Source organism: Comamonas sp. GW821-FHT11H03, assembly GCF_058807955.1.
Genome location: NZ_JBXARF010000002.1, coordinates 525,999 through 538,723, shown reverse-complemented (window position 1 = coordinate 538,723; position 12,725 = coordinate 525,999). Strand labels below are relative to the sequence as shown.

The 12,725-nt window shown below is 64.6% G+C and carries 11 protein-coding genes; 5 read left to right on the top strand and 6 right to left on the bottom strand.

Features of this window, described 5'->3' with window-relative positions:
• Positions 1-99: 99 nt before the first annotated feature.
• Positions 100-1,548, bottom strand: coding sequence for an argininosuccinate lyase (gene argH, locus AC1RTQ_RS06930; RefSeq protein ID WP_302092041.1), 1,449 nt, complete (start codon positions 1,546-1,548; stop codon positions 100-102).
• Between the two features lie 340 nt (positions 1,549-1,888).
• Between argH and AC1RTQ_RS06925 the strand changes: the two genes are divergently transcribed.
• The 3 genes from AC1RTQ_RS06925 (at position 1,889) to AC1RTQ_RS06915 (ending at position 4,838) form a co-directional block, all read left to right on the top strand.
• The gene (locus tag AC1RTQ_RS06925; RefSeq protein WP_302092042.1) at positions 1,889-2,854 is read left to right on the top strand and encodes a DMT family transporter; all 966 of its coding nucleotides are present in this window, start codon (positions 1,889-1,891) and stop codon (positions 2,852-2,854) included.
• 195 nt (positions 2,855-3,049) lie between these two features.
• Positions 3,050-4,120: a sensor histidine kinase gene (locus AC1RTQ_RS06920; protein WP_302092043.1), complete on the top strand. Its 1,071-nt coding sequence runs from the start codon at positions 3,050-3,052 to the stop codon at positions 4,118-4,120.
• Positions 4,101-4,838: a LytR/AlgR family response regulator transcription factor gene (locus tag AC1RTQ_RS06915; RefSeq protein WP_492874817.1), complete on the top strand. Its 738-nt coding sequence runs from the start codon at positions 4,101-4,103 to the stop codon at positions 4,836-4,838. Before AC1RTQ_RS06920 ends, AC1RTQ_RS06915 begins: the two co-directional genes overlap by 20 nt.
• Before the next feature lie 48 nt (positions 4,839-4,886).
• Here AC1RTQ_RS06915 and AC1RTQ_RS06910 read toward each other — a convergent pair whose 3' ends face one another.
• The 5 genes from AC1RTQ_RS06910 to polA form a co-directional block, all read right to left on the bottom strand.
• The gene (locus AC1RTQ_RS06910) at positions 4,887-5,834 is read right to left on the bottom strand and encodes a ZIP family metal transporter (RefSeq protein WP_492874816.1); all 948 of its coding nucleotides are present in this window, start codon (positions 5,832-5,834) and stop codon (positions 4,887-4,889) included.
• Between the two features lie 201 nt (positions 5,835-6,035).
• Positions 6,036-6,941 (bottom strand): dienelactone hydrolase family protein, encoded by a 906-nt coding sequence (locus AC1RTQ_RS06905; RefSeq protein ID WP_492874815.1) that lies wholly within the window; start codon positions 6,939-6,941, stop codon positions 6,036-6,038.
• Positions 6,942-7,073: 132 nt separating this feature from the next.
• Complete coding sequence (locus AC1RTQ_RS06900) at positions 7,074-7,385, bottom strand: AzlD domain-containing protein (RefSeq protein WP_302092047.1); 312 nt, start codon at positions 7,383-7,385, stop codon at positions 7,074-7,076.
• The gene (locus AC1RTQ_RS06895; RefSeq protein WP_492874814.1) at positions 7,382-8,062 is read right to left on the bottom strand and encodes an AzlC family ABC transporter permease; all 681 of its coding nucleotides are present in this window, start codon (positions 8,060-8,062) and stop codon (positions 7,382-7,384) included. The genes AC1RTQ_RS06900 and AC1RTQ_RS06895 overlap by 4 nt, the downstream gene beginning before the upstream one ends.
• Before the next feature lie 237 nt (positions 8,063-8,299).
• The gene (polA, locus tag AC1RTQ_RS06890) at positions 8,300-11,113 is read right to left on the bottom strand and encodes a DNA polymerase I (protein WP_492874813.1); all 2,814 of its coding nucleotides are present in this window, start codon (positions 11,111-11,113) and stop codon (positions 8,300-8,302) included.
• A 100-nt stretch (positions 11,114-11,213) separates the two neighbouring features.
• On the opposite strand from polA, the gene AC1RTQ_RS06885 reads away from it, so the two are divergent.
• The gene (locus tag AC1RTQ_RS06885) at positions 11,214-11,576 is read left to right on the top strand and encodes a hypothetical protein (RefSeq protein ID WP_492874812.1); all 363 of its coding nucleotides are present in this window, start codon (positions 11,214-11,216) and stop codon (positions 11,574-11,576) included.
• Positions 11,577-11,688: 112 nt separating this feature from the next.
• On the top strand, positions 11,689-12,645 hold the full coding sequence (locus AC1RTQ_RS06880; RefSeq protein WP_492874811.1) for a homoserine kinase: 957 nt from the start codon (positions 11,689-11,691) through the stop codon (positions 12,643-12,645).
• Positions 12,646-12,725: the final 80 nt, after the last annotated feature.

The window sequence follows — 12,725 nt, the reverse complement described above, 5'->3', positions numbered from 1 at the left end:
GTGTTTTCTCCTTATGCTTTTTCCAGACTAACCAAAACAAAAGCGCCCGGCAAAGGGCGCTTTCAAGGCGTGAACGTTACGCCACAGTGCTTGAGTCCATCAGACCAGACGAGCGTGGTGCTTGGCCAGCTGCGCACGCACCTGCGCCGGAGCCGTACCGCCCAGCGTGTTGCGGGCATTGAGCGAACCTTCCAGGCTCAGGGCCTCGAACACATCGGCCTCGATGTTGGGGTTGAAGGCCTGCAGCTCGGCCAGCGGCAGCTCGGTCAGGTCCACGCCCTTCATGGTGGCCAGCTTCACGGCGTGAGCCACGGTTTCGTGGGCGTCACGGAAAGGCAGACCCTTCTTGACCAGATAGTCGGCCAGGTCGGTGGCCGTGGCATAGCCCTTCAGGGCAGCCGCGCGCATGTTCTCGGCATTCACGGTGATGCCGCCTTCCTTGACGCCGCTGGCGGGGTTGAGCTGGCCGCCGATCATCTCGGCGAAGATGCGCAGCGTGTCCTTGAGCGTATCGACGGTGTCGAACAGCGGCTCCTTGTCTTCCTGGTTGTCCTTGTTGTAGGCCAGGGGCTGGCCCTTCATCAGCGTGATCAGGCCCATCAGATGACCGACCACGCGGCCGGTCTTGCCGCGTGCCAGCTCGGGCACGTCGGGGTTCTTCTTCTGGGGCATGATGGACGAGCCGGTGGTGAAGCGGTCGGCGATCTTGATGAAGCCGAAGTTCTGGCTCATCCAGATGATCAGCTCTTCCGACAGACGGCTCACGTGCACCATGCACAGCGAGGCCGCAGCGGTGAACTCGATGGCGAAGTCACGGTCGGACACGCCGTCCAGCGAGTTCTGGCTCACGCCTTCCATGCCCAGGGTCTTGGCCACGCGCTCGCGGTCCAGCGGGTAGGTGGTGCCGGCCAGAGCGGCAGAGCCCAGGGGCAGCACATTGACGCGCTTGCGCACGTCCAGCATGCGCTCGGCATCGCGCTTGAACATTTCCACATAGGCCAGCATGTGGTGGCCGAAGCTCACGGGCTGGGCCACTTGCAGATGGGTGAAGCCGGGCAGGATCACGTCCACGTTCTTGGCAGCCACGTCGACCAGCGAGCGTTGCAGCTCCTTGAGCAGGCCTTCGATCATGTCGATCTCGCTGCGCAGCCACAGGCGCACGTCGGTAGCCACCTGGTCGTTGCGGCTGCGGCCGGTGTGCAGACGCTTGCCGGCATCGCCGACCAGCTGGGTCAGGCGCGCCTCGATGTTCAGGTGCACGTCTTCCAGGTCCAGCTTCCACTCGAAAGTGCCGGCCTCGATCTCGGCCGTGATCTGCGCCATGCCCTTCTGGATGGAGGCGAAATCTTCGGCCGCAATGATCTTCTGGGCCGACAGCATTTCGGCATGCGCCAAAGAGCCCTGGATGTCGGCCTGCCACATGCGCTTGTCAAAGAACACGCTGGAGGTGTAGCGCTTGACCAGGTCGCTCATGGGTTCGGAGAACAGGGCAGACCAGGCTTCGGCCTTGGAATCGAGCTGGTTGTGCGAAGGAGCAGATGTAGACATGTGAGGGCAACAATCCCGTAAAACCACAGGCCGCCCAATGCAGAAGTTTGGCGTGACGGCTGTGCAAAGCAGAAACAGGGATTTTATCGGCCTGACCCGACACCGGTGCCAGAGCGCCCCAGAGCCATTGCCGGTCACTGCGACAAAGCGGCACTCACGCACCAATCGCTCATTAATAAATAGCTTTCCACGCTTTATGGGAAAGGCCTGAACGGCCTTTCCATGCAAATCAGGAAAATCCGGCAGCAGCCACCCGGTTTCTGGCTTGCGCGGACAATCTCGGCCTCTTCGCTCACCTTCCTCACAGGCCGCGGCCCGCCCGGCTGACGCGCCGCCCGGCATGAATTCCCGCTCTTCCCTGATTTCCGGCCTCGGTTTTGCCCTGGCCGCCTGTGCGCTCTGGGGCGCGATTTTTCTCGTGCCGGCCATGCTGCCGGAGTTCTCGCCGCTGCAGATCACCTTCGGCCGCTTCGTGCTCTATGGCGTGGTGGCCTTGTGCGTTTTCCTGCCTCGGGCCACCAGGCTGCTGCCCAGGCTGCAAGCGGCCGATATCCGGCACCTGGTCTGGCTGGCCCTGACGGGCAATGTGGTGTACTTTGCCCTGGTCGCCACCGCCGTGCAATGGATAGGAATGGCCGTGACCTCGCTGATCGTGGGCCTGGTGCCCGTCACCGTGCCGCTGCTGGGCCGCAACACCCATGGCGCGCTTCCGCTGCGCCGCATGCTGGCGCCGATGGCGCTGATTCTGGCCGGCATCGTGCTCGTCAACGCCCATGCGCTGACCACAGGGTCCGAAGGCAGCCAGGGGCGCTATCTGCTGGGCGTGCTGATGGCCGTGCTGGCCATGCTCTGCTGGAGCCGCTACGCGCTGGACAACACCCGCTATCTGGCGCAAAGCCGCTTCAACGGCACGGAATGGTCCACGCTCTGGGGTCTGGTCGTCGGGCTGATCAGCGCCTTGCTCTGGGCGCTGCTGTGGCTGATATCACCAGAGGCCAGCGGTGCCGGCAATCCCGACATTTCGGCCCAGCGCTGGCAGCTGTTCTGGCTGTTGAATCTGGCCGTGGCCATCCTCTCGTCCTGGCTGGGCAACTGGATGTGGAATGCCGCCAGCCAGCGCCTGCCCATCACCTTCGTGGGCCAGTTGCTGGTGTTCGAGACCCTGTTCGCCCTGGCCTACCACTTCCTCTATGAACAGCGCCTGCCCCAGCTCGCCGAGCTGGCGCCCATGCTGCTGATTCTCGCGGGCGTGGTCTGGTCGCTCAGACGCTTTCAGGCCGCAGGCCGGGCTGCGGCCTCGGTTTGAGTCAGCACAAACGCTGATGCATCCAGCCGACAGATGCCGCAGGAATTGCAGTTGCGGCGCAGCTGCGGGCCAATAATCACGGGACTTGCGCAAATTCGGATCGGGCATGTCGATGGATATGCTCTTTGCGCATGCTGGCCCGCCCGGCTCCTGCATCCAAATCACCGCCCTGCACCAGACCCGACCAGACCGCCCGTGCCCATTTCTCCGCTCATCGCTGCCGCCCCCAACCCGGCCCGCAAGGTCCTGGTGTTCGACGCCTGCAATGCCGGCGTGGTGCTGCGCGCCGTGCTGTTTGTACAGGTGGTGGTGGGCACGGCCGCCCTCTATGGTGCGCAGTCGCTGTGGGAGTGGTTTTCCAGCACCGCCCTGCTCACCGGGGCCTGCCTGCCCGGCACCCTGGTCTGGCTGATAGCGGCCTGCAGCCTCAAGCACCAGTTGCAGCGCCTGGGCACGCGCGGCCAGTATCTGGCCGGCGTGCTGCTGGGCGCCCTTGCGGGTCTTTATGCCTGCGGCATGCTGTTTTTCATCGGCATACCCAAAGCCCCCTGGCTGGCCAGTGCTGTCACGGGAGGCCTGCTGGCCGCGCTGCTGGTGACGGCGCTGGTGCTGCGCGCACGCGGCAACACGCCGGCGCAGACCCAGGCTCGCCTCACCGAGCTGCAGTCACGCATCAGGCCGCACTTTCTGTTCAACACCCTCAACAGCGCGATTGCGCTGGTGCGCGCCGAGCCGGCCAAGGCCGAGGCCTTGCTCGAAGACCTCAGCGATCTGTTTCGCTATGCGCTGGCCGAGCCGCATCTGACCACCACGCTGGCCCAGGAGATAGAGCTGGCCCAGCGCTATCTGTCCATAGAGCAGGTACGCTTTGGCGAGCGCCTGCAGATGCAGTGGCAGCTCGACGAAAGCGTGCATGGCGCGCTGCTGCCGCCCCTGCTGCTGCAGCCGCTGGTGGAGAACGCCATCCGCCACGGCGTGGAGCCCAATGCACGCGGCGGCAAGCTGCAGGTGCGCACGGAAAGGCGCGGCAACGAGGCGCTGATCCAGATCATCAACACCTTGCCGCCGGCCAGCGCCGAGCATCAAAGCACCGGCCATGGCATGGCCCTGGACAATGTCAAGGCCAGGCTGTCGTTGCTGCACGATCTGCAAGGCAGCTTCAGCGCCAAGGTGCGCGACGGGCTGTATGTGGTGCGCCTGAGCGTGCCTTTGCTGCAGAGCGAGTCAAAACCGGGACAATCCCGCCATGCACATTCTGATCGTTGATGACGAAGCTCTGGCCCGCGCCAGACTACGCACTTTGCTCGGCGACTGCGCACATGGCCCGCACCATATCCAGGAAGCCGCCGATGCCGACCAGGCCCTGCAGATACTGCAGGCCGCACGGCCCACCCCCGTACAGCTGGTGCTGCTGGACATCCACATGCCGGGCCGCAACGGGCTGCAGCTGGCAACGGCACTGGCGGAGCTGGCCGACCCGCCCGCCATCGTGTTCGTGACGGCGCATGCCAGCCATGCGGTACAGGCCTTCGAGCTCGATGCCGTGGACTATCTGACCAAGCCCGTACGCCTGGAGCGCCTGCAGCAATCGCTGCAAAAGGCCGAGCGCGCACTGAGCACGCGCAGCGTCGTCGACAACGGTCCCGTGCTGCTGATCCAGGAGCGCGGCAGCACGCTGCGGCTGCCGCTGTCCGAGGTGCGCTTTCTCAAGGCCGAGCAGAAATACATCACCGTGCGCACCGTGCAGCGCAACTACGTCCTCGACGGAGCGCTGGCCGATCTCGAAAGCCGCCATGGCGAGCATCTGCTGCGCATACACCGCAACGCCCTGGTGCTGCGTGCGGCCTTGCGCGGCCTTGAAAAATATGACGACCCGCAGGAAGGCGAAGGCTGGGGCCTGCGCCTGCAGGGCGTGCCCGAGCTGCTGCCGGTCTCGCGCCGCCAGCTGGCAGCGGTCAAGACCGAGCTCAGAGAGATTTCCTGAACGATAAAAAACCGGCCGAAAGCCGGTTTTTATCGACTGCAGCCGCAATCAATGCTTGTGCGCCGCTTCGCCGGCAGCCGGGGATGCGGGCTCATGCGGTTGCCCGACCTCGGCGCCATGATCGTGGTCGTGCTCGTGCCCATGGTTGTGCGCCGCGCCGCTCATCACCGTCACGATGACGATGCCCAGCAGCAGCCAGAAGACCTGGGCTGCGGTTTCCTTGGCGCTCAGGCGCTTTTGCAGCTGGGGAATCAGGTCGGCCAGGGCCACATAGATGAAGCTGCTCGACGCAACGACCAGGAAATACGGCAGCAGCTCGTGCAGCTGTCCGATCAGGAAATAGCCGGCCACCCCGCCCAGCGTGGTCACGGCTCCCGCCATGGACACCTTGATCAGCGCCACGCGGCGATTGCTGCTGGACTGGCGCAGCACCACGATATCGCCCATGTGGTGAGGCACCTCGTGCGCCAGCACCGACAGGGCGGCGATCAGGCCCAGACGGATGTCGGCCACGAAAGCCGATGCAATCAGCACGCCATCGCCAAAGCAATGCACGCTGTCGCCCGTCAAGATGGCCCAGCCGCCCTTGACATGGCTGTGACCATGCGTGTGCTCGCCATGGTCATGGCGTTCGTGACCATGCTGGTGATCATGGCCATGACTGTGAGCGTGGTGCACGGCAACAGGCTGGTGGGCATCTCCATGCGAATGCTCATGGCCGTGGTGCCAGAGCTCGGCCTTGGACAGCAGAAAGAAAAACACCAGCCCGATCAGCAGCACCACGAAAAGATCATGGGACTTGCCGTGGCTCTCGAACGCCTCGGGCAGCAAATGCATGAAGGCCGTGGCGAGCAAGGCTCCCGCAGCCAGGCTCAGCAGACGCTGGGGCATCAGCCCCGGCGTGCGTCCCCCTCCCAGACTCATCAACAACGCGGCCACCCAGACACTGCCGATACCAGCAGCCAGGGTGGCCAGAATAATTGCTACCAATGTCATAGCTTTATATGGCTTAACCGCAACCTTTTACAGGCGAATCTTGGGGATTTTCGCAGAATGCGCCGCCCAACGCGGCCCGCTTGCGACTATCCCCATAACGTCAGCCCCGGATGCGCATGACGTGCATGGCATGCCGGGACTTCTTTCACCTTAGCAAAGCTGTCAAGCCCCCCGGGGCCAAAAATTTCGGCGCATGCAGCATCAGGCCACGCCATGCTGGTTGAACCAGGTCAGCATGCGGGCCCAGCCGTCCTGCGCGGCCTGCTCGCGGTAGCTGGGGCGGTAGTCGGCATGGAAGGCATGGGGCGCATCGGGGAAGATCACGAACTCCGAGGCCCTGGCCGCCGCAGAGCCGGTCTTGAGCGCAGCCTTCATGGCTTCGACCGACTCCAGCGGAATGCCCGTGTCCTTGCCGCCGTACAGGCCCAGCACCGGAGCCTTGAGCTGCCCCACCAGATCCAGTGGATAGCTGGGCTGCAGATCGTTCTTGTTGCCCTGCAGACGCCCGTACCAGGCCACGCCGGCCTTGAGCGGCGCGTGCGCGGCATAGAGCCAGGTGATGCGCCCGCCCCAGCAAAAGCCGGTGATGGCCAGCTTTTTGACATCGCCGCCCTGGGTACCCGCCCATTGCACGGCGGCGTCCAGGTCGCCCATGGCCTGGGCATCGGGCACCTTGGCAATCACCTCGCTCATAAGCTTGGCCATCTCGGCATAGGCCATGGGGTCGCCCTGGCGCACAAACAGATCGGGGGCGATCGCCAGATAGCCGGCACGAGCCAGGCGGCGGCAGGTGTCGGCAATGTATTCGTGCACGCCGAAGATTTCGGAGATCACCAGCACCACGGGCAGATTCCGCCGGCCCGCAGGCATGGCCCGGTAGGCCGGCAGCTTGAAGCCTTTGACATCGATGCTGACCTCGCCTGCCGTCAGGCCGTCGACCGGGGTCTTGATGGCCGTCTGTGCCATGACCGGGCCGGCAGCGCAGGCATAACCCACGCCCAGGCCGGCCCCCAGGGCCGCACGCAAGGCTGTGCGGCGGCTGGGCTGGGCATCGGCGCGACCACCGAGCAGCCCCTGCATATCCTGAGCGATGTCTTCGTACTTCATGGATCCTCCTTGGGATGATGGAATTTCAGAACGTGTTGACGATCTCCAGCCAGCCCGGCTCGCGCAGCAAGCCCGGCTGGCCATGCAGTCTAAGGCCAGTGCGTTGCAGGCACCCGGAGCATGTCGACGTTCTCAGACCAGCCAACGCAGCAGCGCCGCTGCGGCCGCGCCCAGAATCACCACCAGCAAGAATGGTGCCCGCAGCCACAGGGCCAGCGCCGCCACCAGCAAGGCCCCCAGGCGTGCATCGAGATCGATTCGCGTGCCGCTGGCCAGGGTGTTCATCACCGTCAGTGAGGCCAGCAGCGCCACCGTCAGACAGGCCGCGATCTGGGCCATGCGCGGGCTGCGCATCCAGCGCTCGGGCAGGCTGTAGCCCAGCAGCTTGGTCACAAAGGCCAGCGCACAGGCCAGCAAGATCCATTGCCATAAAGACAGCGTCATTGCTTTGCCTCCGATGGCCTGACCCAGCCCCAGAACGCGCCCACTGCAGCGGCCAGCAAAATGGGCACGCCTGCCGGCACCACAGGAATGGCAATCGCCGTCACCAGCCCGCAAGCCAGCGCCAGCGCCACCGGCTCGCGCGCATTCAGGCGCGGCCAGAGCAAGCCCAGAAAGGCGGCCACCGCCGCCCCATCCAGCCCAAAGCGACGCGTATCGCCCAGCGCATTGCCCATCAGCGCGCCCAGCAAGGTGAACAGATTCCACAGCGCAAACACACCTGCCCCGGCGACCCAGAAGCCGCGCCGCTGCTCGGCCAGCTCCTGCTGCCCAGATGCCGTGGCCGCAGATTCGTCGATGGTCCAGTGCGCCGCCAGCCAGCGCGGCAGCCCTTTGACGCCCAGCAGGCGGCTCATCTGCATGCCGTAGATGGCATTGCGCACGCCCAGCAGCGAGGCCGCACTCACGGCCGCCACGCCGCTGCCGCCGCCCGCCACCACGCCGATGAAGGCGAACTGCGAGCCGCCCGTGAACATCAGCGCGCTCAGCGCCATGGTCTGCCAGAGGCTGAGACCCGCCGCCACGGACAGCGCGCCGAAGGAGATGCCGTACAGCCCCGTCGCCACCGAAATCGACAGCCCCATGCGCACGGCGGGCGTCATTGCAAAGCCTTTGAACAAGATATTTCCTGGATCAAGCTAGAACAATTCAGGAGCTGCAAGCGCATGCTCACAAAGCACTTCAGGTCAAAAACAACCTGAAGTTCTTATTTGACATGCGCTATAAGCTCTCTTTTTAGGAGCTACGCATCGAAAGAATCCGGGCGCATCCTGGAGTCGAAAGCGCGCACGACCCCTTTGGCAAGAGGCCTGGTGCGCTTTCTTGAAAAAAGCCCAGAGCGCCTTGCGGCGAAAGACTCAATGCGCTTTTTCCCAGCTGCTGCCAAAGCCGATCTCGGCCAGCAGCGGCACGGACAGGTCCGCCACGCCGGCCATGATGGCCGGGATCTCGGCCTGCACCCAGTCCCTGGCGGACTCGGGCAGCTCGAACACCAGTTCGTCATGCACCTGCATGATGACCAGCACCTCGGGCTTTTCGGCATCCAGCCTGGCCTGCACGGCCACCATGGCCTTCTTGATCAGATCGGCCGCCGTGCCCTGCATGGGAGCGTTGATGGCCGCGCGCTCGGCCGCTTTCTTGCGCGGGCCGTTGCCGCCGTTGATCTCGGGCAGCACCAGGCGGCGACCGAACACGGTCTCCACATAGCCCTGGGCATGGGCCAGCTCCACGGTCTGGTCCATATAGCGCTTCACGCCGGGGTAGCGCTGGAAGTATTTGTCGATATAGGCCGCCGCTGCCTTGGTTTCAATGCCCAGGTTCTTGGCCAGGCCGAAGCTGCTCATGCCGTAGATCAGGCCGAAGTTGATCACCTTGGCATAGCGGCGCTGCTCGCTGCTGACCTCGTCCACACTCACGCCGAAGACTTCGGCGGCCGTGGCGCGGTGCACGTCCAGGCCGTTCTTGAAGGCGCTCAGCAGGGCCTCGTCGCCGGACAGATGGGCCATGATGCGCAGCTCGATCTGCGAATAGTCGGCGCTGGCAATCAGCTTGCCCTCGGGGGCCACAAAGGCTTCGCGCACGCGGCGGCCTTCGGGCGTGCGCACGGGAATGTTCTGCAGATTGGGGTCGTTGCTGGACAGACGCCCCGTCACCGCCACGGCCTGGGCGTAGTGGGTGTGCACGCGGCCGTCGCTGGGCAAGGCCATCTGCGCCAGCTTGTCGGTGTAGGTTCCCTTGAGCTTGGACAGCGAGCGGTGTTCGAGCAGCTTGGCGGGCAGCGGATAGTCCTCGGCCAGCTTTTCCAGCACTTCCTCGTCCGTGCTGCGCGCGCCGGTGGCGGTCTTCTTCACGACGGGCATGCCCAGCTTGTCGAAGAAGATCTCGCCCAGTTGCTTGGGCGAGGACAGATTGAAGGGCTGGCCCGCAATCTCGTAAGCCTCCTCTTCGAGCTTGAGGATGCGCGCGCCCAGATCGTTGCTCTGGCGCGCCAGCTCGCCCGCGTCGATGCTCACGCCATTGCGCTCGATGCGCAGCAGCGCTTCGCTGGTCTGCATTTCCAGCTCGTAGATGTGCAGCAGCCCGGCTTGGGCCTGGATGCGCGGCCACAAGGCGTGGTGCACGTCCAGCGTCTGGTCGGAGTCCTCGCAGCTGTACGCCGCAGCCTTGTCCACGCTCACCTGGGCAAACGGAATCTGGCCCTTGCCCTTGCCGCACAGGTCTTCGTAGCTGATGCCGCTGCGATTCACATGGCGCAGCGCCAGACTGGTCAGATTGTGCGGGCGGTCGGCTTCGAGCACATAGGACTGCAGCATGGTGTCGTGCGCATAGCCGCGCACGGTGATGCCGTGGTTGGCAAACACATGCTGGTCATATTTGACATGCTGGCCCAGCTTTTTCTTGCCGGCGTCTTCCAGCCAGGGCTTGAGCCTGGCCAGCACCATGTCCAGGTTCAACTGCTCGGGCACGTCCATGCCCTCGTGGCGCAGCGGAATATAGGCGGCCTCGCCCACGGCCACGCTGAAGGAGATGCCGACGATGCGGGCCACCATCTCGTCCAGCGAATCGGTCTCGGTATCCAGCGCGGTCAGCTCGGCGGCCTGGATCTTGGCCAGCCATTCATCGAACTGAGCCTCGCTCAGAATCGTGGTGTAGAGCACATCGCGCTGCTGGGCAGCCACGGCCACCTCCGTCGCCGCCGCGTCATCGGCATCGAACAGACCGCCCTGGGCGCTGTCGACCTTGGCAGCCTTGCCGGGCTTGGCCGGCTTGGCTTCGGCTGCCGCAGCGCCCAGCGTGCGCACCAGGCCCTTGAAGCCGTATTTCTCGTAGAACGGCGCGAGTGCGGCGCTATCGGGCTCGCCCAGCGTGACGGCGTCGAGCTGCGGCAGGCCGCCGATGTAGGCGGACAGATCGCAATCGGTCTTCATGGTCACCAGCTGACGACTCAGCGCCAGCTGGCCGCTGGCAATCGCATCGCGCAGGTTCTGGCCCGCAACGCCCTTGATGCCGGCCGCGTTGGCAATCAGATTGTCCAGGGAGCCGAACTCCTCCAGCCACTTGGCAGCGGTCTTGGGGCCAACCTTGGTCACGCCTGGCACGTTGTCCACGGTGTCTCCCACCAGCGCCTGGTAGTCGATCATCAGCGCCGGCGGCACGCCGAACTCGGCCGTCACTCCCGCCACGTCGCGCTTTTTGCCATTCATGGTGTCGATGATGGTCACATGCTCGTCCACCAGCTGGCTCAGGTCCTTGTCGCCGCTGGAGACGATCACGTTGATGCCCTGGGCCGCCGCAGTCTGCGCCAAGGTCGCAATCACGTCATCGGCTTCCACGCCGGGCACGGCCACCACTTTCCAGCCCAGCAGTTGAACCACCTCGTGAATAGGCTCGATCTGGCTGCGCAAATCATCGGGCATGGGCGAGCGCGTGGCCTTGTACTCGGTGTACATCTCGTCGCGGAAGGTCGGGCCCGAGGCATCGAACACGCAGACGGCGTAATCGGCCTGCACGTCCTTCCTCAGCGCCTGCATCATGTTCACCATGCCGCGGATAGCGCCCGTGGCCGGGCTGGCCGGGTCGCCTGGAATCGCCCGCAGATCGGGCATGGCATGGTAGGCGCGGTAGAGGTAGCTGGAGCCGTCCACCAGCACCAGGGTCTTGGAATTGCTCATACCCTGGATTGTGCACGCGTGCCCGACACTGTAGGCCCCAGCCTCAAAGACAGGCAGCGCCTGGTGTGACCATTCGAAGACGCCCTACAATCTATGCATCATGCGCGCTGCACCACTTTTCATCATCCTGAGCCTGGCTGCCGGATCCGTTCTGGCCCAGTCCCCCACTCCTGCTCCGGCCAATGCCGTGGTCGCTCCTGCGCCCCAGGGTCAGCAGGACAACTCAGCGCCCACCGGCAAGCACAACCAGCGGATCGAACATATCCGTGTGGAAGACGCTGGCAGCCGTGTGGATGAAACCCGTGTCGGCGGTCAGACCCAGAGCATCACCGTGCAACCCAAGGTCGGCTCCATGCCCGAGTACGAGGTGCAGTCCAACGACGGCGCCCGCGCAGCCCGCAACCGCGACAACAACAGCGGCGACACCACGGGCACCCGCGTCTGGAATTTCATCAAATTCTGAAGCGCGGCGCGCTTTCCCCCATTCATGACAGGGCAGTGCTTCACTGCCCTGTTGCATATAGACACCTTCTCCCCGCTAGTTCGGCCGGTCGCCCCAGACCGGCGTATTCACCATGGCTGTTTTCACCGAAGTTTCCGATAAAGATGCGCGCGAACTGCTGCGCCGCATGCCCCTAGGCTCGTTCAAGGAATTGCGCGGCATTCAAGGCGGCATTGAAAACACCAACTACTTTCTGACGACCGACCAGGGAGAGTGGGTGCTGACACTGTTTGAGCGCCTGAGTGCCGAGCAGCTGCCTTTTTACCTCTACCTGATGAAGCACCTGGCACAAGCCGGGATTCCCGTGCCGGACCCGCAGGGCGAGACACGCAGCGGCGACATTCTGCTCAAGGTGTGCGGCAAGCCCGCATCCATCGTCAACCGCCTGGCCGGCAAAAGCCAGCTGGCCCCGGCTGCCGTGCACTGCGCGGCCGTGGGCGAGATGCTGGCGCGCATGCATCTGGCCGGTCAGGACTACAACCGCCAGCAGCCCAATCTGCGCGGCCTGCCCTGGTGGAATGAAACCGTGCCCGTGGTCCTGCCCCATCTGGGCGAGGAAACCGCCGCCATGCTGCGCGCCGAGCTGGCCTACCAGAACCATATCGCCGCCTCGGCCGGCTATGCGGCCCTGCCGCGCGGCCCCATCCATGCCGACCTGTTCCGCGACAACGTGATGTTCGACGGCAACCGGCTGACCGGCTTGTTCGACTTCTATTTCGCGGGCGTGGACACCTGGCTCTTCGATCTGGCGGTCTGCCTCAACGATTGGTGTATCGATCACGCAACAGGTGCACATGATGCCGAGCGCGCCAAAGCCATGCTTGCGGCCTACCAGGCCGTGCGTCCGCTGACCGGGCCCGAGCGCGAGTTGCTCAACGCCCAGCTGCGTGCCGGCGCCCTGCGTTTCTGGATCTCCCGTCTCTGGGACTTCCATCTGCCGCGTGAAGCCGCACTGCTGCAGCCCCACGACCCCACCCACTTCGAGCGTGTGCTGAGCCAGCGCATCGCGCATCCGCTGACGCTGGACTGAGTACCAAGCAGCTGATTGCTCCGGGGCTTTTGATGGCCCCGCCCAGCCGTCTCGGGTACAGTGCAAGAAGCGACTTTTGC

Bases quoted from the DNA above. Each gene is read 5' to 3' on its own strand.
- argH (WP_302092041.1), bottom strand. From the start codon at position 1,548: ATGTCTACATCTGCTCCTTCGCACAACCAGCTCGATTCCAAGGCCGAA.
- AC1RTQ_RS06925 (WP_302092042.1), top strand. From the start codon at position 1,889: ATGAATTCCCGCTCTTCCCTGATTTCCGGCCTCGGTTTTGCCCTGGCC.
- AC1RTQ_RS06915 (WP_492874817.1), top strand. From the start codon at position 4,101: ATGCACATTCTGATCGTTGATGACGAAGCTCTGGCCCGCGCCAGACTA.
- AC1RTQ_RS06910 (WP_492874816.1), bottom strand. From the start codon at position 5,834: ATGACATTGGTAGCAATTATTCTGGCCACCCTGGCTGCTGGTATCGGC.
- AC1RTQ_RS06905 (WP_492874815.1), bottom strand. From the start codon at position 6,941: ATGAAGTACGAAGACATCGCTCAGGATATGCAGGGGCTGCTCGGTGGT.
- AC1RTQ_RS06900 (WP_302092047.1), bottom strand. From the start codon at position 7,385: ATGACGCTGTCTTTATGGCAATGGATCTTGCTGGCCTGTGCGCTGGCC.
- polA (WP_492874813.1), bottom strand. From the start codon at position 11,113: ATGAGCAATTCCAAGACCCTGGTGCTGGTGGACGGCTCCAGCTACCTC.
- AC1RTQ_RS06885 (WP_492874812.1), top strand. From the start codon at position 11,214: ATGCGCGCTGCACCACTTTTCATCATCCTGAGCCTGGCTGCCGGATCC.
- AC1RTQ_RS06880 (WP_492874811.1), top strand. From the start codon at position 11,689: ATGGCTGTTTTCACCGAAGTTTCCGATAAAGATGCGCGCGAACTGCTG.